Source organism: Dyella sp. KRB-257 (assembly GCF_049445995.1).
Taxonomy (GTDB): domain Bacteria; phylum Pseudomonadota; class Gammaproteobacteria; order Xanthomonadales; family Rhodanobacteraceae; genus Dyella_A.
Genome location: NZ_JBMSDZ010000011.1, coordinates 94841 through 113110, shown reverse-complemented (window position 1 = coordinate 113110; position 18270 = coordinate 94841). Strand labels below are relative to the sequence as shown.

General features: G+C 69.6%; 13 protein-coding genes. 9 read left to right on the top strand and 4 right to left on the bottom strand.

Translation table 11 applies throughout. The features are described from left to right. The first annotated feature begins 209 nt into the window (after positions 1 to 209). Positions 210 to 3521, top strand: coding sequence for a PAS-domain containing protein (locus ACO2Q2_RS10675; protein WP_423255756.1), 3312 nt, complete (start codon positions 210 to 212; stop codon positions 3519 to 3521). Between the two features lie 247 nt (positions 3522 to 3768). Here the strand turns inward: ACO2Q2_RS10675 and ACO2Q2_RS10670 are convergent, their stop codons facing one another. Beyond that, positions 3769 to 4341 carry a cysteine hydrolase family protein gene (locus ACO2Q2_RS10670; protein ID WP_423255755.1) on the bottom strand — a complete coding sequence of 191 codons (573 nt, stop codon included), beginning with the start codon at positions 4339 to 4341 and terminating at the stop codon, positions 3769 to 3771. A gap of 26 nt (positions 4342 to 4367) precedes the next feature. Continuing rightward, entirely contained in the window at positions 4368 to 5027 is a 660-nt protein-coding gene (locus tag ACO2Q2_RS10665) for a response regulator transcription factor (protein ID WP_423255754.1), read from the bottom strand. A 124-nt stretch (positions 5028 to 5151) separates the two neighbouring features. Here ACO2Q2_RS10665 and ACO2Q2_RS10660 point away from each other — a divergent pair, with 124 nt between their 5' ends. The 7 genes from ACO2Q2_RS10660 to ACO2Q2_RS10630 all read left to right on the top strand — a co-directional run bounded on the left by ACO2Q2_RS10660 (position 5152) and on the right by ACO2Q2_RS10630 (position 13394). Next, complete coding sequence (locus tag ACO2Q2_RS10660; protein WP_423255753.1) at positions 5152 to 6540, top strand: NfeD family protein; 1389 nt, start codon at positions 5152 to 5154, stop codon at positions 6538 to 6540. A 60-nt stretch (positions 6541 to 6600) separates the two neighbouring features. Next, positions 6601 to 7377, top strand: coding sequence for a slipin family protein (locus ACO2Q2_RS10655; RefSeq protein WP_423255752.1), 777 nt, complete (start codon positions 6601 to 6603; stop codon positions 7375 to 7377). A gap of 90 nt (positions 7378 to 7467) precedes the next feature. Next, the gene (locus ACO2Q2_RS10650; protein WP_423255751.1) at positions 7468 to 9306 is read left to right on the top strand and encodes a 3-hydroxybutyrate oligomer hydrolase family protein; all 1839 of its coding nucleotides are present in this window, start codon (positions 7468 to 7470) and stop codon (positions 9304 to 9306) included. 119 nt (positions 9307 to 9425) lie between these two features. Further along, positions 9426 to 9935: a peptidylprolyl isomerase gene (locus ACO2Q2_RS10645; protein ID WP_423255750.1), complete on the top strand. Its 510-nt coding sequence runs from the start codon at positions 9426 to 9428 to the stop codon at positions 9933 to 9935. Positions 9936 to 10116: 181 nt separating this feature from the next. Continuing rightward, a complete protein-coding gene (locus ACO2Q2_RS10640; RefSeq protein WP_423255749.1) occupies positions 10117 to 11316 on the top strand; it encodes a pyridoxal phosphate-dependent aminotransferase in 1200 nt (399 codons plus the stop codon). 123 nt (positions 11317 to 11439) lie between these two features. After that, positions 11440 to 12426, top strand: a complete 987-nt coding sequence (locus tag ACO2Q2_RS10635; RefSeq protein ID WP_423255748.1) for a malate dehydrogenase — start codon at positions 11440 to 11442, stop codon at positions 12424 to 12426. Positions 12427 to 13169: 743 nt separating this feature from the next. Beyond that, a complete protein-coding gene (locus tag ACO2Q2_RS10630; protein ID WP_423255747.1) occupies positions 13170 to 13394 on the top strand; it encodes a TonB-dependent receptor in 225 nt (74 codons plus the stop codon). On the opposite strand, the gene ACO2Q2_RS10625 is transcribed toward ACO2Q2_RS10630, so the two are convergent. Next, complete coding sequence (locus ACO2Q2_RS10625) at positions 13367 to 14257, bottom strand: MerR family transcriptional regulator (RefSeq protein WP_423255746.1); 891 nt, start codon at positions 14255 to 14257, stop codon at positions 13367 to 13369. The two genes, ACO2Q2_RS10630 and ACO2Q2_RS10625, sit on opposite strands and share 28 nt — an antisense overlap. Positions 14258 to 14521: 264 nt before the next feature. On the opposite strand from ACO2Q2_RS10625, the gene prpE reads away from it, so the two are divergent. After that, the gene (gene prpE / locus ACO2Q2_RS10620) at positions 14522 to 16414 is read left to right on the top strand and encodes a propionate--CoA ligase (protein WP_423255745.1); all 1893 of its coding nucleotides are present in this window, start codon (positions 14522 to 14524) and stop codon (positions 16412 to 16414) included. Between the two features lie 121 nt (positions 16415 to 16535). On the opposite strand, the gene ahpF is transcribed toward prpE, so the two are convergent. Continuing rightward, positions 16536 to 18125, bottom strand: coding sequence for an alkyl hydroperoxide reductase subunit F (ahpF, locus tag ACO2Q2_RS10615; RefSeq protein WP_423255744.1), 1590 nt, complete (start codon positions 18123 to 18125; stop codon positions 16536 to 16538). Between the last annotated feature and the right edge of the window lie 145 nt (positions 18126 to 18270).

Below are 18270 nucleotides of genomic sequence, written 5' to 3'. Positions count from 1 at the left end.
CCCTTTCTTTGGTTACCTTCTCTTACTCCGTGCGTCCTGCCCTCCGCCCTTCGGGCCGGCTCCGCCGTTCGCGCCCGCTCCAGGCGGGCGCGTGGGCAAACGAGAGAAAGTGACTCGCCCTCCGCAGGAGGACGAAAGCTCTGTGCTTCGAGGCCTTGGAGGAATCCGGCGTCATCGCGACTGATGTCGCCCCCCGAGGCACACACGCCATGCTGAGCACGCCCCTCATCGCCGCCGCGGCGCTGCTCTGGCTGGGCCTGCTGTTCGGCGTGGCGCTGCTGGGCGAGCGGCGGCCGCAGCTGTTCGAGAAGCGCTGGGCGATCGTCTACGCGCTGTCGCTGGCGATCCACTGCACCTCGTGGACGTTCTACGGCACGGTGACCCAGGCCAGTCGTTCGGGCTGGTGGCTGCCGCCGACCTTCGTCGGCGCGATCGCGATGTACCTGTTGGCGGTCGCCGTGTTGCGCCGGCTGGTGCAATTGGCGCGCGAGTACAACGCCGGTTCGATCGCGGATCTCGTCTCGGTGCGGCTGGGTCGTCACGCGGGGCTGGCGGCGCTGGTCACCGCGGTGATCGTCATCGGCATCGTGCCGTACATCGCGTTGCAGCTGAAGGCGGTGGCGATGAGCTACGCCATGCTCAATCGCGGCCAGCTCGCCGAGTCCGAGCCGTGGCAGGACAGCGCGCTCTACGTGGCGCTGCTGATGGCGCTGTTCGCGATGCTGTTCGGCACGCGGCGCGCCTCGTCCACCGCGCACAACCGCGGGCTGGTGCTGGCGATGGCGTTCGAGTCGCTGTTCAAGCTGGGCGCGATGCTGGCGCTGGGTTCGCTGCTGTTGACGCCACTGCCGGCGCATCTGCCGCCGCCGCTGCCGGTGCCGCACGACAGTCGCGGATTCCCGGCGCTGATCCTGCTCGGTGCGCTGGCCATGTTCACGCTGCCGCACCAGTTCCACGCCGGCGTGGTGGAGTGCCGCGACGAGCGCCACGTGCGCACCGCGCGCTGGCTGTTCCCGCTGTACATGCTGCTGATCTCGCTGCCGATCCTGCCGCTGGCGCGGCTGGGCGATGCGTGGCTGGGACCGAGCGGCGTGCCATCGGATCTGTACGTGCTGGCGCTGCCGATGGCGCAGGGGCGCCACGGCCTGGCGCTGGTCGCCTTCCTCGGTGGCCTGAGCGCGGCGACCAGCATGGTGGTGGTGGCCACGCTGGCGCTGAGCCTGATGGTGGTGAACCACTTCATCGCGCCGCTGCGCGTGCGCGCGGGCTGGGGACGCGACGAGCGCGGCGACCTGCGCGGGGAGGTGATCAACCAGCGGCGCGTGGCGATCCTCCTCGTGATCCTGCTGGCCTGGGGCTACAGCCGCGTGCTGGCGCGCAACGACGCGCTGGCCGACATCGGCGCGATCTCGTTCTCCGCGCTGGCCGGGCTCGCGCCGGCGCTGCTGGTGGCGATGTACAAGCCGCAGCTGGGGCCGCGCGCGGTGGCGGCCGGGCTCGCCGCCGGCACGCTGGTGTGGTTCTACATCCTGCTGCCGGTGGTGCTGCCCGAGGCACCGGCGTGGCTGCTGGCCGGTCCGCTGGGACAGGACTGGCTGGCGCCGGACCGCCTGCTCGGCCTGGCCGAATGGAGCCGGCTGGGTCGCGCGGTGGTGCTGAGTCTGGCGGCGAACGTGGCGGTGATCGCCTGGGTGGCCGGTACGCGCTTCGGCAAGTCGACCGGCGCCGCCGGCGTGGGCGACGTGGGTCTGGCCGAACTGCGCGCGCTGGCGGTGCGCTTCCTGCCGCCGGAGCGCGTGGAGCACCTGTTCGCGCAGGCGCCGGCACACGGATTGGCCGGCGCCACGCGCATGGCCGAGGTGGAACACGAGCTGGCCGCGGTGATCGGCGCGGCCTCCGCCCGGCTGCTGCTGGAAGTGGTGCATCGGCAGGGGCAGGGCGATCTCGACACCGTCGCCGCCATCGTCGGCGAGGCGGCGCAGGACCTGCGCTTCAACCAGCGCGTGCTGGAGGCGGCGCTGGAAAACATGAGCCAGGGCATCTGCGTGGTCGACGCCGAGCTGCGGCTGGTGGCGTGGAACGCGCGCTACGCCAGCCTGTTCGACTACCCGCCGGAGCTGCTGCAGGTGGGCCGCCCGGTGGCTGACCTCACGCGCTACGCGGTGACGTTGGGCATCGTCGGCGAGGTGCTCGACGAAGAGACGCGCGAGGCGCGCGTGCAGCGTCGCCTGCAGCACATGCGCGCCGGTACCCGGCATCTTTCCGAGCGGCGCTTTCCGGACGGCGCGGTGGTGGAGATCCGCGGCAACCCGATGCCGGGCGGCGGCTTCGTGGCCACTTTCACCGACGTCACCGCATTCCGCCAGGCCGAGGCTGCGCTCAAGCGCATCAACGAGACGCTGGAGCTGCGCGTGGAGGAGCGCACCCGCGCACTCGCCGCCGCTTCCAGCGAGGCGCAGCGCGCCAACGAGGCGAAGAGCCGCTTCCTCGCCGCGGTGAGCCACGACCTGATGCAGCCGCTGCACGCCGCGCAGCTGTTCGCCCACGCGCTTACCGAGCGCGGCGCCGATGCGGCCACCGCGCAGCATCTCAACGGCGCGTTGTCGGCTACCGAGGGCCTGCTCGGCGGCCTGCTCGACATTGCCCGCCTGGAGGGCGGCCGGCTGCACCCGCAGCCGCGCGAGGTGGCGCTGGCCGAGGTGCTTGATCCGCTGGCCGCCGAGTTCCGCGCCATCGCGCGCGAGCGCGGCGTGCGCTTCGAGGCGATCGCCACGCGCGCGTGGGTGCGCACCGACCCGCAGCTGTTGCGCCGGGTGCTGCAGAACTTCCTCTCCAATGCCCTGCGCTACGCCGAGCGCGGACGCGTGCTGCTGGGCGTGCGCCGCCGCGGCGGCGCGCTGCGGGTGGAGGTGTGGGATACCGGGCCGGGCATCGCGCCGGACGAGCAGCAGCTGATCTTCCAGGAGTTCCGCCGCGGCAGTGCGGCGGGCGGGCAAGGCCTGGGGCTCGGATTATCAATCGCCCAGCGCATGGCGGCGCTGCTCGATCACCCGCTGGGCCTGCACTCCACGCCCGGCCGCGGCAGCGTGTTTCATCTCGACGTGCCGCTGGCGCGACCGGTGCAGGCGCCGACGACTGCCGCGGCGCCGCTGCAGCCGCTGGCGACCGGCCGCGCGCTGGTGCTGGACAACGAGCCGGCCGCGCTGGCCGCGCTCACCCACCTGCTCACCGGCTGGGGCTGGGAAGTGCACGCCGCGCGCCACGGCGAGCAGGCGATCGCCGCGCCGTGGCGGCCGGACATCCAGATTCTCGACTACCACCTCGACGCCGGCCGCACCGGCCTCGACGTGTGGTCGGCCCTGCGCGAGCGGCACGCCGACGTGCCCACGGTGATCCTCACCGCCGATCGCGACAGCGAGCTGCGCCAGCGCCTGCTGGACCTGGGGGCCACGGTGCTGCACAAGCCGCTCAAGCCGCTGGCGCTGCGCCAGGTGCTGCAGCGGGCCGCGAGCGCGTTGTAGGAGCGCACCCTGTGCGCGAACGCTCTTCGCGCTGCGGCCGCATCTTTTCGCCCACAGGGTGGGCTCCTACAGAAGCGTGGGGCTGCGGCCTTTGCAGGAGCGCACCCTGTGCGCGAACGCTCTTCGCGTTGCGGCCGCATCTTTTCGTCCACAGGGTGGGCTCCTACAGAAGCGCGGGCTGCGGCCTTTGCAGGAGCGCACCCTGTGTGCCGCTTCGTAGAGGCATTTCAATGACTCGCTCGGGCTGCTAGGCAGCGATGTGCGTCGTCCAGTGCCTGATCGTCTGCACCGTCGCCTGGCGCGGAAACACCTTCTCCATCAGCACGCGATGAACGTCGGGGTCGCCGTCGAGGCAGCCGTCGGAGAGTACGGTGAGCCGATAGTCGAGGTCGGCGGCGAGGCGCAGCGTGGAGAGCACCACGCCGCTGGTCGACACGCCGGCCAGCACCAGATGGCGCACGCCAGCTGCACGCAGCACCACGTCCAGGTCGCTGCCGGCGAATGCGCTGATGCGCCGCTTGGTGACGATCACGTCGTGCGGCTGCACATCGAGCTCCGGATGAATGCGCGTGTCCAGGTGGGTGTCGAGCAGGCGGCCGCTGGTGCGGATGCCGGAGAAGATCGTGTTGTCGGCGGCGACTTCCGGGTAGCCGTCGCGGAACGCCACGCGCACCCAGATCACCGGCAGCCGGGCGGCGCGAGCGGCAGCGAGGGCGCGGCCGATGCGCGGCAGGTAGTCGGCATCGCTGTAGCTGGCGAGGATGCCCGGCTGCAGATCCATCAGCAGCAGGGCGGTATCGGTGCGGGCGGCGTCGGCCACGGGATATTATTTCCTTGCAAACGGGATCAAAGGACCCGCGCGGGCTCGCCCAGTTCCAGCGACTTCAGCACTCCGCTGGCCTGGGTGCGGTTGCGCACGCCGAGCTTCTCGAAGATCGCGGTGACGTGCGCCTTCACCGTGCGTTCCTGGATCGCCAGGCGATCGGCGATCTGCTTGTTGAGCAGGCCCTCGGCGAGCAGGGCCAGCACGCGGTACTGCTGTTCGGTGAGACGGGCCAGCCGGCCGGCCAGATCGGTGTCGGCCGGGTCGGCGGGCAGGGCGGCGACGGCGGCCGCGAGTGCCGGCGGCAGCCAGCGGCGGCAGTCGAGCACGGCGCGGATCGCCTCGCCGATCTCGGCCGGGCTGGCACTCTTGGGAATGAAGCCGGCCGCGCCGTGATCGAGCACGCGGCGGATCACCCGCGGCTCGTCGTGCGCGGACACCACCAGTACCGCCACGCCCGGATGCTGGCCGCGCAGCGCGGCCAGCCCGGACAGGCCCTGGCTGCCGGGCATGTGCAGGTCGAGCAGCACCAGGTCGATGTCGGCATCCGCGCGCAGGCGCTCCAGCGCCGCGTGCAGGTCGGCCGCTTCGAGCACGGTGCAGTCCTCCACGCTGGCGGCCGCCGCCTGGCGCAGGGCGGCGCGGAACAGCGGGTGGTCGTCGGCGATCAGCAGGCGGGTCATCCATGGAACGGTAGCGGGGGCGGTCGATGCCGTCGAGCGCCGCCAGTCACGCCCGCCGCGCTTTCGCCTTCTGAACACGGCAGGGGTTACGCTGCGTGCATCGCATGCGACCAACGGGGGCGCCATGACACGCAGCTTGCAACGACTGACCCGGTGGCTGCTGGTTTGCACCGTGATGCTCGCTGCCGTGGCGGCAGCGCAAGCCATCGCGCCGGCGCCGGCAAGCCGGCTCACGGTGGCGCGGATTTCCCTGGATGACGCGATCGGCCCGGCCGCGGCGGAATACTTCCACGACGCGGCCACGCGGGCCGTGGCTGACGGGTCGGCGGCCATCGTGCTGCAGCTGGATACGCCGGGCGGACTGTCCGGATCGATGCGCCGGATCATCGCCGACATGCTGGCCAGTCCGCTGCCGGTGCTGGTGTACGTGGCGCCGGGCGGCGCGCGGGCGGCCTCGGCGGGAACCTACATCCTGTATGCGGGGCAGATCGCCGCGATGGCGCCGGGCACCCATCTGGGCGCGGCCACGCCGGTGGCGCTGGGTGGCGGCACCCCGATGCCGCTGCCGACGGCCGCGCCGGCGGCTTCCGGCAGTGCCGCGTCGCCGGCGCCGCCGGGCGGGCGCACGGATGCCGAAGCGAACAAGGTGCTCAATGATGCGATTGCCTATATCCGCTCGCTGGCCCAGTTGCGCGGCCGCAATGCGCGCTGGGCGGAGCAGGCGGTGCGTGGTGCGGCGACGCTGACGGCGGACGAGGCGGCGCAGCAGGGGGTGATCGACTTCGTGGCCGGCGATGTGCGCGAACTGCTGGGCAAGGCCGACGGTCGCGTGGTGCGCGTGGGCGAGCGCGAGCTCACGCTGCACCTGCGCGGCGCCACCGTGCGCGACTACGCGCCCGATGCCCGCTCGCGCTTCCTGGCTGTCGTGACCAACCCCACCATCGCCTACCTGCTGCTGCTGGCGGGCATCTTCGGGCTGCTGCTGGAAGCGACGCATCCGGGCGCGATCCTGCCCGGTGTGGTCGGCGGGATCTGCCTGCTCGTCGCGTTCTATGCACTGCAGTGGCTGCCGGTAAATTACGCCGGGCTGGCGCTGATGGCGCTGGGCATCGGCCTGCTGGTGGCCGAGGCACTGACGCCGACCGTCGGCGCGCTCGGCGTGGGCGGCATCATTTCATTCGTGCTGGGGTCGATCATGCTGATGCATTCGGGAACACCGGGATACGCGGTCAACATCGGCGTGATCGCCGGCATCGCCACCGCGGCGGCGCTGCTGATCGCGCTGGTGCTGTGGCTGGTGTTCAAATCGCGCCGTTCGCACCTGGTCAGCGGCGACGAGCTGTTTCGCGGTGCGCAGGGCGAGTTGCTGGCGCCGCTGGATGCGGACGCCGAGGGCTGGGCACTGGTGCTGGGCGAACGCTGGCGCGTGCGCGCGGCGACACCGTTGCCGACGGGCGCCCGTGTGCGGGTGCTGCGCCGGCAGGGGCTGCTACTGTGGGTGGAGCCGATCTGATCGGCGGCGCGCGCCCGTGCGATGGCGTCGCCGAAAATTCCGTTGCCGAGGGAGAAGAACATGTTCGGATTCATGGGTGTACTGGTGGTGCTGGCCGCGTTCGTGCTGTTTTCCTCGGTCAAGGTACTGCCCGAGTATGAACGCGGCGTGGTGCTGACGCTGGGCCGCTTCACCGGTACCAAGGGGCCGGGCCTGGTGCTGCTGGTGCCGCTGGTGCAGCGCATGCTGCGGGTGGATCTGCGCATCACGGTGATGGACGTGCCGCCGCAGGACGTGATCTCGCGCGACAACGTGTCGGTGCGGGTCAACGCGGTGGTGTATTTCCGCGTGGTCGAGCCGGACAAGGCGGTGCTGCAGGTGGCGGACTTCTACCAGGCGACCAGCCAGCTGGCGCAGACGCGCCTGCGCTCGGTGCTGGGCCAGCACGAGCTGGACGAGATCCTCTCGCAGCGCGAGTCGATCAACCAGACCCTGCAGGGCATCCTCGACGAGGCGACCGATCCGTGGGGCATCAAGGTGGCCAACGTGGAGATCAAGGACGTCGACCTCAACGAGACCATGGTGCGCGCGATCGCCCGCCAGGCCGAGGCCGAACGTGAGCGCCGTGCCAAGGTGATCCACGCCGAGGGCGAGATGCAGGCGGCGGAGAAGCTGCGCGATGCGGCGGCGATGCTGTCGCAGCAGCCGCAGGCGCTGCAACTGCGCTACCTGCAGACGCTGGCGGACATGTCGGCCAGCGGCAAGTCGTCGACCATCGTGTTCCCGCTGCCGCTGGACCTGATCAAGCCGTTGATGGAGGCGCTGCCGCAGAAGCTGGGCGGCACCCGGCCGGACTGACCCTTCCGTCGCACGCATGTTGCGGTGCAACCATGCGCGCATGGACTTTCGTACGATGGCACCGGTCGGCGCGAAGGCTATGGTGGGCCGATGAAACTGCGCCTGATCTGCCTGCCGTGGCTGGCGTTGACCCTGACGGGCTGCGCCATGTCCTCACCCCGACCGGAGGTGGTGATGTCCCGCCCCGATTTCCTGGTCAGCGATGTGCGCGTCACCGAACATCGCGATCACGACGATCTGCTCAGCGCCGGCCTCGGTCTGGCAGGGCTTGCCGGTGCGCCGTCGCCGATCGCCGAGCCGCTGCATCCCACGCCGGCAGAACTGCGCCGGCGCGCCATCCAGACCAGCTGGAAGGGCATCGCCGATCTCGGTCCGCTGGGCGGTTATGGCACCGTCTACGGCGCCGTGCCGGACGTGCCCGGCCGCGAGTTCCAGGCCTTCGCGCGGGTGCCCGGCGCCAGCCAGCCGCATCGCGTGCTGCTGCAGGTGCCCGATGCGTTCGACGCCGCGCATCGCTGCCTGGTGGTGGCGCCGTCGTCCGGTTCGCGCGGCGTGTACGGCGCGATCTCGCTGGCCGGCGCATGGGGCCTGCCCAAGGGCTGCGCGGTGGCCTACACCGACAAGGGCACCGGCGCGGGTTATTTCGACTACGCCGACGACAGCGGCGTGCAACTGGACGGTACGCGCGCCAGGCGCGGCGAGGCGATGCTGGAGTTCGAGCCCGGGCCCGCCGCCGCCGATGCCGGCATCGCGGTCAAGCAGATGCACTCGGGCGACAACCCGGAGGCCGATTGGGGCCGCGACGTGATCCAGGCGGCGCAGTTCGGCCTGGCCATGCTCGATCGCGCGTTCCCCGAGCAGGCGCCATTCACCGCGCAGAACACGAAGATCATCGCCACCGGCCTGTCCAACGGCGGCGGCGCGGTGCTGCAGGCCGCCGGCCTGGACGACGATCACCTGTTCGCCGGCGTGGTGGCGCTGGAGCCCAACGTGTACGTGCCCGGCCACGGCCGGCCGATGTACGACTACGCCACCGAGGCGGCGATCTGGCTGCCGTGCGCGCTGACCACGCCGCGCTTCACCAGGGTGCCGTTCGCCCGCGCGCCGGACGGTACGATGCCCCCGGCGCACGCGCAGCGCTGCAAGACCCTGCACGCGCAGGGACGTCTCGCCGGCGGCACGCTGGCGGCGCAGGGCGAGGCCGCTTACGAGCGGCTGCGCGCGCACGGCTGGACCGACGAGGCGATCGCCACCGCGGCCAGCACCACCGCGTTCGACCTGTGGCGGGTGATCGTGGCCGGCTACGCCTCCTCGTACCTGCGGCGCGGCGCGGCCGACATGCCGTGCGGTTTCCATTACGTATCCATCGACAAGGACAACCATCCGGCGCCGGCCGACCCGGCCACGCGCGCGGCGTGGTGGGCGGACGGCTCGGGCATTCCACCGGGCAACGGCATCGCGCTGCGCAGCGGCATGGACCACGGCGACGATCCCACCTTCGCCGGCCTCGATTGCCTGCGCCGGCTGTGGACCGGTGACGACGCCGACGCGCACGCCCTGCGTGCCAGCATTGCCGCCACCGCGACCCGGCTGCCGCGGGCCGACCTGCCGCTGTGGGTGCTGCACGGGGCCAGCGACGGCCTGCTGCCCACCGCCTTCACCTCCGAGCCCTACGTGGCCTGGCTACGCGACGCGGGACGTGCGCCGCTGTACTGGCGCGTGCCGTACGCGCAGCACTTCGACGCCTTTCTCGCCGTGCCCGGCTTCGGCGCCGCGCACGTGCCGCTGATGCCCTACGGCTACGCGGCGCTGGACCGGCTGTGGTCGCACCTGTTCGAGGGTACGCCGTGGCCACGCGAACTGCCGACCCCGGCGGCGCGGCCGCGCGGCGAGGTGGCGCTGAGCCGGCAGCTGCTCGGTCTGCCCTGAAACGCCCCTTCGCCCGGCCGGCCCGATCGCGCGTCGACCCGGCCGGCTGCGTTATCCTTGCCGGCCCCTTGCCGCCGTGGCCGCCACGGCAGCGCGTCACGAGCCCCAAGGATTTTGCGATGACCATCCACGTTACCTTCCAGACCAACCGCGGCCCGATCCACCTGCGCCTGCACGACGACAAGACTCCGGTGACGGTGGCGAGCTTCGTCAACCTGGCCCGGCGCGGCTACTATGACGGCCTGTCGTTCCACCGCGTGATCAGCGACTTCATGATCCAGGGCGGCTGCCCCCAGGGCACCGGCACCGGCGGCCCGGGCTACAAGTTCGAGGACGAGTTCAACCCGTCGCTGCGCCACGACAAGCCGGGCGTGCTGTCGATGGCCAATGCCGGTCCGCGCACCAACGGCAGCCAGTTCTTCATCACCCACGGCGCCACGCCGTGGCTGGACGGCAAGCACAGCGTGTTCGGCGAAGTGCTGGGCGCGGACGACCAGAAGGTGGTCGACGCGATCCGCCAGGGCGATACCATCGAGAAGGTCATCGTGGAAGGCGACGTCGACGCGCTGCTCGCCGCGCAGGCCGAGCGCGTGAAAGGGTGGAACGCGATTCTCGACGCGCGCGGCTGAGCGTCAGCTTCCGGGCGGCCGTTGTCGTTCGGGGCATCGCGCGTCGCGATGGCGGCACGCCGTGCATCCTGCCCCGATTACGACCTGGGTGGGTGGGCCCCGTGGGTGGCCCCGATCGGCCAGCGGCAGGCGCGTGGTAAACTTCGCCGGTTTGCTGACCGGAAATCCCCTCGAGGACACCATGCCCCAGCTCGCCCGGCGCGTCGGTCGCGCCAAGCCCAGCGCGATCATGCTGATCGCCGAGAAAGCCAGGCAGCTCAAGGCGGCCGGCCGCGACGTGATCAGTTTCTCCATCGGCGTGCCGAACTTCCTGCCCGGCGAGCACGTATACGCCGCGGCTCGCGAGTCGCTTGAGCGGGATTCGGGCCAGTACGGCAGCAACCGCGGCGCCGAGGCGCTGCTGGATGCGTTCCTGCAGCACATCGAGGCGTTGGGCCTCACCGGCTACGGTCGCGCGAACCTCTCCATCGGCATCGGCGCCAAGCAGGTGCTGTACAACCTGGCCGAGGCGATGCTCGACGAAGGCGACGAGATCTGCTTCGCCGCGCCGTTCTGGACCACCTACCGCGATATCGCCGACATCGTCGGGGCCAAGGCGAACATCCTGCCCTGCGGCCCGGAGCAGCACTACAAGCTGGTGCCCGCGCAGCTGGAACAAGCGCTCCAGCGCAAGCCGAAGGTGTTCCTGTTCAACAACCCGTCCAACCCGACGGGCATGGTCTACACGCGCGAGGAAATCGCCGCGCTCGCCGACGTGCTGGTGAAGTATCCGGACACCTGGATCATCACCGACGACATCTACCACTCGATGGTGTTCGACGGCATCGGCTACCACAACTTCGTGCACGCCAAGCCGGAGCTGAAGGATCGCCTGGTGTTCGTCGACTCGCTGTCCAAGACCTACGGCATGCCGGGCTGGCGCGTGGGTTTCGTCGCCGCGCCGGAGTCGGTGGCGAGAGCCGTCACCACGCTCAACTCCAACCACATCACCAGTATCCCGGAAGTGATCACCGCCGCCGCGGTGGCCGCGCTCAGCGGGCCGCAGGATGTGCCGCAGGCCAAGTGCGCCGAGTTCGCCGCCAAGCGCGACACCGTGATGGCCGCGCTGAACGCGATTCCCGGCGTGGTCTGCCCGCGGCCGCAGGGCGCGTTCTACGCGTTCCCGGACATTTCCTGCGCGTTCGGCAAGCGCCACGGCGAGCTGGCCATCACCGACGACGTGAGCTTCTGCGCCGCGCTGCTGGAAGCCAAGGGCGTGGCCTGCGTGCCGGGCTCGGCCTTCGGCGAGCCGCGCGCCATGCGTATCTCCTACACCTGCCCGACGGCCCAATTGCAGCCGGGCCTGGATCGCATTACCCAATTCTTCGCCGAACTCACCTGAAGCCCCCTGTAGGAGCGCACCCTGTGCGCGATCGCTTTTGGCTTTGATGCCGATCAGGAGCAAAAGCATTCGCGCACAGGGTGCGCTCCTACGACGAACCCACCTCACTGAAGGAGTCCCACCATGAAAGCCCCCGTTCGAGTTGCCGTCACCGGCGCCGCCGGCCAGATCGGCTACGCCCTGCTGTTTCGTATTGCCGCCGGCGACATGCTCGGTCCGGACCAGCCGGTGATCCTGCACATGCTGGAAATCCCCCCGGCGCTGCCCGCCCTGCAGGGCGTGGTGATGGAGCTCAACGACTGCGCCTTTCCGCTGCTGGCCGGCACGGTGGCCACCGACGACGTCAACGTCGCCTTCAGGGACGTCGACTACGCGCTGCTGGTCGGCGCGCGTCCGCGCGGCCCGGGCATGGAGCGCAAGGATCTGCTGGAAGCCAACGGCGCCATCTTCGCCCCCCAGGGCAAGGCGCTGAACGACCACGCCAGGCGCGACGTGAAGGTGCTGGTGGTCGGCAACCCGGCCAACACCAACGCCCTGATCGCCCAGCAGAACGCGCCGGACCTGGACCCGAACTGCTTCACCGCGATGGTGCGCCTGGACCACAACCGCGCGCTGAGCCAGCTGGCTGAGAAGACCGGCAAGCACAACACCGACATCAAGCAGATGATCATCTGGGGCAACCACAGCTCCACCCAGTACCCGGACATCCACCACGCCACCGTCGACGGCAAGCCGGCGCTGAGCCTGGTCGAGCAGAGCTGGTACGAGAGCGAGTTCATCCCGACCGTGCAGCAGCGCGGCGCCGCGATCATCAAGGCGCGCGGCGCCTCGTCGGCCGCCTCGGCCGCCTCGGCCGCGATCGACCACATGCGCTCGTGGGCGCTGGGCACCGCCGAAGGCGACTGGGTCTCGATGGGCATCCCGTCGGACGGCTCCTACGGCATCGCCCCGGGCGTGATCTACGGCTATCCGGTGACCATCAAGAACGGCAAGTACGCGATCGTGCAGGGGCTGGAGATCAATGATTTCTCGCGTGCGCGGATGGACGCGACCGACAAGGAGTTGCGCGAGGAGCGCACCGGCGTCGAGCATTTGTTCGCGAAGAAGTAAGCCGGTTCGATTCGGCTTGATGGGAGGGGCGGCTTCGGCCGCCCTTTCTCTTTTGCTCGGTCGTACCCCGGTGCATGGCCCCACCGCAACGTCATCCCGGCGAAGGCCGGGATCCAGTGCCTTCGCCTCGCATCGGCGAAGCGGCGGCAGCATGGGTGTGCACATTTGTTGTCGGTGAAAAGCGGTTTCGACGCCCTTCGGCCGCCGAGTCACTTTCTCTTGCTTGCCCACGACCGCGCTTGGAGCGCGGGCGAACAGCGAAGCTGGCCCGAAGGGCGGAGGGCAGGATGCCCGGAGTCAGAGAAAGTAACCAAAGAGAACGGCACCCTGCGTGCGTCGTCCCTACGCGCCTGCGGCGCTACAGGCACGCGGGGCGGGCCGGGCTTTTCGACAGGACTCCTGTCCTGGCGAAAAGGAACGGGCGTCCTGCCCGTTCCCCTGCGGGCCTTGTCGTCCCGCCCCGCTCGACTCCCGAAGGGTCCCGGTGCCGGCTCGCTTCGCATCGCGTCATTCACCGGCTCGCTGTCTTGGATGGCCTGGCCCGCTCGCGGTCGGACTGGCACCACCGGTAGAACCCAGGTTCTGCGCCCTACTCGATTCGCTCTTCGGTCGTCTCGGTCGCTTCGGTCGGAGCAGCGTTTGCCTGATGTTCGCGACGTTCCGCCCGACTCACCACCCTTTCACACTCATCGCCGCAACCGCAGGACTATGCTGCTGATTCCCTTATTCCGATGAGCATCGTCATGACCGCCGTATCCGGCAAGACCAGCAATGCGGTGTCGTATGAAGGGAACTACGAGCTGGGGACGCGCGGTCGCGTGGTCTGGACGGCGACGTTCCGCAAGGGCGGCGACTTCTGCGGCATGCGCAACGGTCAGCTCGAGCAGATGCAGGATGCGTCTCCCGCCGATCTCGACGTCGCGGTGAAGGCGGCGATCGATCAGCGATGGACGGGCGGCGGGGGCTGACCTGCGGGTCGGCATGCGATGCGCACCGATTCCGCATCCTGCACGCCGTCGGTGCGGGCTGCGCGCAGTTCGGCGATGAGCTGGGGCCAGGCGTACATCTGCCTGCCGTAGTGGGCGCGCATGCGTTCCATCTCGTGCGCATCCAGGTGGCGGGCGAAGATCGCCAGGCGTGCGGTCACTACCGACTGCTCCACGAATTGCTGCAGTTCGGGCGTGATCCCGCTGCGTTCGCGCAGTTCCGGCTCGGCCTCATTCATTGCGTGCAGCCGCAGCAGGAAGGCCGGGTTGTTGCCGGTGCCGCGGCCGACCATTTCCATCCACTGCAGGGCGAGTTGCTGCGCGTCGGCGTCATCGGGCGTGGCGCCACGATCCATCGTCGACTGTACGGCGGTCACCAGCGCGCTCCAGGCCGGCAACACGTCCGGGTCGGTGTGCAGCGGCAGGGTCTTCAGTTCCTCGGCGGTGAAATACTTCTCGTACATCGTCATCAGCTCCAGCGTATCCAGCCAGTCGGCCAGGTCGAGGGGCTGTCCGGACGACAACTGCGCGTGCAGGTGCACCAGCCGTTCGCGCAGGCGGGTGGCGTCGGCCAGATCGCGGTCGAGCTGCGCGATCTGGCGGTCCACCACCCCGGCCAGCGGCGGTTGCGGTCCGGACAGGGCGTGTCCGATGTCGGCCAGCGGCAGGCCCAGCTGACGCAGGGCCTGGATGCGGTGCAGGCGCTCGATGTCCGCCTGACCATAGAGCCGATAGCCGGCACCGGAGCGCGAGGACGGGCGGAGCAGGCCGATCGCGTCGTAGTGGTGCAGGGTACGCACGGTCAGCCCGCACCGCTTCGCCAGTTCGCCCACCGTCAGCAGCATCGCCCATTCCTCCATTCGTCCCGCGTGGCAGCCACGTTAAGGGCTTACGTTACGTGAGGGTCAACAGGGTGGCGACGATGGCCCGCATGGCGATGGCCAAGTGTGGCCAGTTGGATCGGCGGCATGGCCGACGTATCGGTTAGCCAGGACAGAGGGCCGCAGGTGGTGCCATGACTCGTCGCTCCGCTTCCGACCAAAGTCTTGTCATGCGGTGGATGGCGGCTGGTATATGGTTGAACGGACGTTCCGCATGCGGAGTGAGCCATGGGCTACGATGAGTTCTACCGGCAGTCGATCGAGGAGCCGGAGCGGTTCTGGGGCGAGCAGGCGCGGCTGATCCACTGGGAGACGCCGCCGCGGAAGATCCTCGACGCCTCGAAGCTGCCGTTCCGCCAGTGGTTCGTCGGCGGCACCACCAACCTCTGCTACAACGCGGTGGACCGGCATCTGGCCGAGCGTGGCGAGCAGTTGGCGCTGGTGGCGATTTCCACCGAGACAGGCGTCACCGAGGAGATCACCTATCGCGTCCTGTACCGCGAGGTGAACCGCTTTGCCGGCATCCTCAAGGGGCTGGGCGTGGGTCGCGGCGATCGCGTGGTGATCTACATGCCCAACATGGCCGAGGCGGTGTACGCGATGCTGGCGTGCGCGCGCATCGGCGCGATCCACTCGGTGGTGTTCGGCGGCTTCGCGGCGCACAACCTGGCGCTGCGCATCGACGACGCTGAGCCGAAGCTGCTGATCTGCGCCGATGCCGGCATGCGCAGCGGCAAGGTGATTCCTTACAAGCCGCTGGTGGATACGGCGCTGGCCGAAGCCAAGGCGCCGCCGCCGCACGTGCTGATCGTCAGCCGCGGACTGGACCCGGACCTGCACCGCGTCGAAGGTCGCGACGTGGACTACGCCCGCCTGCGCGCCGAGCACATGAACGACGAGGTGCCGGTCCAGTGGCTGGAATCGAACGAGCCCAGCTACCTGCTCTACACCTCCGGCACCACCGGCAAGCCCAAGGGCATCCAGCGCGACGTGGGCGGCTACGCGGTGGCGATGGCGATGTCCACGCGCCTGGTGTTCGACATCGCGCCGGGGCAGGTGATGTTTTCCACCTCCGACGTGGGCTGGGCGGTGGGGCATTCGTACAACGTGTACGGGCCGCTGATCGGCGGCGCCACCTCGCTGCTGTACGAAGGGCTGCCGACGCGGCCCGATCCGGGCATCTGGTGGCGGCTGTGCGAGAAGTACCGGGTGCGCACCATGTTCTCCTCGCCCACCGGCATCCGTGTGCTGAAGAAGCAGGATGCCTCTTGGTTGAAGAACGCCGATCTCTCCAGCCTGAAGTGGCTGTTCCTCGCCGGCGAGCCGCTGGACGAGCCCACCGCGCAATGGATCACCGAGGGCCTGGGCGTGCCGGTGATCGACAACTACTGGCAGACCGAAACCGGTTGGCCGGCGCTCACCCTGATGCCGGGGCTGGAATTGAAACCGGTGAAGTGGGGTTCGCCCGGGCTGCCGGCGCCCGGCTACCGGATGAAGGTGATCAACGAGGTCACCGGCGAGGAAGCCGCGGCCGGCGAGAAGGGCGTGCTGGTGTTCGTGCCGCCGCTGCCACCGGGCTGCCTCACCACCGTGTGGCGCGACGACGACCGCTACGTCAACAGCTACTTCAGCCACTTCAAGGAACTGCTGTACAGCTCGCTGGACTGGGCGATCCGCGACGCCGACGGCTACACCAACATCCTCGGACGCACCGACGACGTGATCAACGTGGCCGGGCATCGCCTGGGCACGCGCGAGATCGAGGAATCCGTCGCCACCCACGCCTCGGTGGCCGAGGCCGCGGTAATCGGCATGAAGGACGAGCTCAAGGGCCAGGTGCCGGTGGTGTTCGCCACGCTCAAGCAGGGCGTGACCGCGTCCACGCAGGACGTGGCGCGCGGCATGCGACAGGCGGTGACCGACCAGCTCGGCGCGGTGGCCAGGCCGGCCCGGATCTACGTGGTGAACGCGCTGCCCAAGACGCGCTCGGGCAAGCTGTTGCGCCGCTCGTTGCAGGCGCTGGTGCAGGAGACCGATCCGGGCGACCTGTCCACGCTGGACGATCCGTCGTCGCTCGACGAGGTGCGCAAGGCGCTGGAGCGTGGGCCGGATCTGGGCTGACGATTTGTCGTAGGAGCGCACCCTGTGCGCGAATGCTTTTGCCCGTGATCGACATCAAAACCAAGAGCGTTCGCGCACAGGGTGCGCTCCTACAGCAGGGTGTGGATGCCGGCGGCCGCGCTCAGGCCGCCACCGCTTCTGGCTTCGCTGCTACCGGCAGCCGCATCAGGTGATCGAATGCGCTCAGCGCGGCGGTGGAGCCGGCACCCATCGCGATGACGATCTGCTTGTACGGCACCGTGGTGGCGTCGCCGGCGGCGAATACGCCCGGCAGCGAGGTCTCGCCGCGATCGTTGATCACGATCTCGCCGCGCGCCGACAGTTCCACTGTGCCCTTCAGCCACTCGGTGTTCGGCAGCAGGCCGATCTGCACGAAGATGCCTTCCAGCTCGACCGTATGCGTGTTGCCGCTGACGCGGTCCCTGTAGACCAGGCCGTTGACCTTCTGTCCGTCGCCGAGCACCTCGGTGGTCTGTGCGTTCAGCTCGATCGCCACGTTCGGCAGGCTGCGCAGCTTGCGCTGCAGGACCTCGTCGGCACGCAGCTGGCTGTCGAACTCGATCAGCGTGACGTGGCTGACGATGCCGGCCAGGTCGATCGCCGCCTCCACCCCGGAGTTGCCGCCGCCAATCACCGCCACGCGCTTGCCCTTGAACAGCGGGCCGTCGCAGTGCGGGCAATAGGCCACGCCCTTGTTGCGGTATTTGTCCTCGCCAGGCACGTTCATCTGCCGCCAGCGCGCGCCGGTGGAGAGGATCACGGTCCTGGACTTCAGCGTCGCGCCGTTGGCCAGCTGCACCTGCACCAGGGCGCCGCTGGCGTTGCTGGCCGGGATCAGCTTCTCGGCGCGCTGCAGATTCATGATGTCGACCTCGTGCTCGCGCACGTTCTGCTCCAGCGCGGCGGCGAGCTTCGGACCCTCGGTGTGCGGCGCCGAGATCAGGTTCTCGATGCCCATGGTGTCCAGCACCTGGCCGCCGAAGCGCTCGGCCGCCACGCCGGTGCGGATGCCCTTGCGCGCGCTGTAGATCGCCGCCGCCGCGCCGGCCGGGCCGCCGCCGACGATCAGCACGTCGAACGCGTCCTTGGTCCTGAGCTTCTCGGCGTCGCGCCTGGCGGCGCCGGTGTCGAGCCTGGCGACGATCTGCTCCAGGCTCATGCGGCCTTGGTCGAACAGCTCGCCGTTGAGGTAGACGGTGGGCACCGACATCACCTGGCGGGCTTCCACCTCGTCCTGGAACAGCGCGCCATCGATGGCGACGTGCTTGATCTTCGGGTTCAGTACGCTCATCAGGTTGAGCGCCTGCACCACGTCCGGGCAGTTCTGGCAGGACTGCGAGAAATAGGTTTCGAAGGTGTAGTCACCATCGAGGTTGCGCACCTGCTCGATCACGTCCTGCGTGGCCTTGGAGGGATGACCGCCGACCTGCAGCAGGGCGAGCACGAGCGAGGTGAATTCGTGGCCCATCGGGATGCCGGCGAAGCGCACGCCGATGTCCGTGCCCACGCGGTTGATCGCGAAGGAGGGCTTGCGCGCGTCGTCGTCGCGGCGCACCAGGGTGATCTGGTCCGAGAGCGCGGTGATTTCCTCGAGCAGCTCGTGCAGCTCGGCCGACTTGGCGCCATCGTCGAGCGACTCGACGATCTCGATCGGCTGCGTGACCTTCTCGAGATAGGCCTTCAACTGGGCGGGGAGATTGGCGTCCAACATGGCGGTATCCCGGGGTGATGGGGTGAATCCGGCGAGCGCCACGGGGAAATTCCGGGCGTCGTCCGATCGATGATTCGTGGCTTCGCAAGAGCCGAAGCCCGTCATTCCAGCGAACGCTGGATCCAGTGCCTCGGGGAGCTGGACC

Coding starts and splice junctions, on each gene's coding strand:
- ahpF (WP_423255744.1), bottom strand. CDS start 18,125: ATGTTGGACGCCAATCTCCCCGCCCAGTTGAAGGCCTATCTCGAGAAG.
- ACO2Q2_RS10660 (WP_423255753.1), top strand. CDS start 5,152: ATGACACGCAGCTTGCAACGACTGACCCGGTGGCTGCTGGTTTGCACC.
- ACO2Q2_RS10640 (WP_423255749.1), top strand. CDS start 10,117: ATGCCCCAGCTCGCCCGGCGCGTCGGTCGCGCCAAGCCCAGCGCGATC.
- ACO2Q2_RS10630 (WP_423255747.1), top strand. CDS start 13,170: ATGACCGCCGTATCCGGCAAGACCAGCAATGCGGTGTCGTATGAAGGG.
- ACO2Q2_RS10650 (WP_423255751.1), top strand. CDS start 7,468: ATGAAACTGCGCCTGATCTGCCTGCCGTGGCTGGCGTTGACCCTGACG.
- ACO2Q2_RS10625 (WP_423255746.1), bottom strand. CDS start 14,257: ATGCTGCTGACGGTGGGCGAACTGGCGAAGCGGTGCGGGCTGACCGTG.
- ACO2Q2_RS10635 (WP_423255748.1), top strand. CDS start 11,440: ATGAAAGCCCCCGTTCGAGTTGCCGTCACCGGCGCCGCCGGCCAGATC.
- ACO2Q2_RS10665 (WP_423255754.1), bottom strand. CDS start 5,027: ATGACCCGCCTGCTGATCGCCGACGACCACCCGCTGTTCCGCGCCGCC.
- ACO2Q2_RS10675 (WP_423255756.1), top strand. CDS start 210: ATGCTGAGCACGCCCCTCATCGCCGCCGCGGCGCTGCTCTGGCTGGGC.
- ACO2Q2_RS10655 (WP_423255752.1), top strand. CDS start 6,601: ATGTTCGGATTCATGGGTGTACTGGTGGTGCTGGCCGCGTTCGTGCTG.
- prpE (WP_423255745.1), top strand. CDS start 14,522: ATGGGCTACGATGAGTTCTACCGGCAGTCGATCGAGGAGCCGGAGCGG.
- ACO2Q2_RS10645 (WP_423255750.1), top strand. CDS start 9,426: ATGACCATCCACGTTACCTTCCAGACCAACCGCGGCCCGATCCACCTG.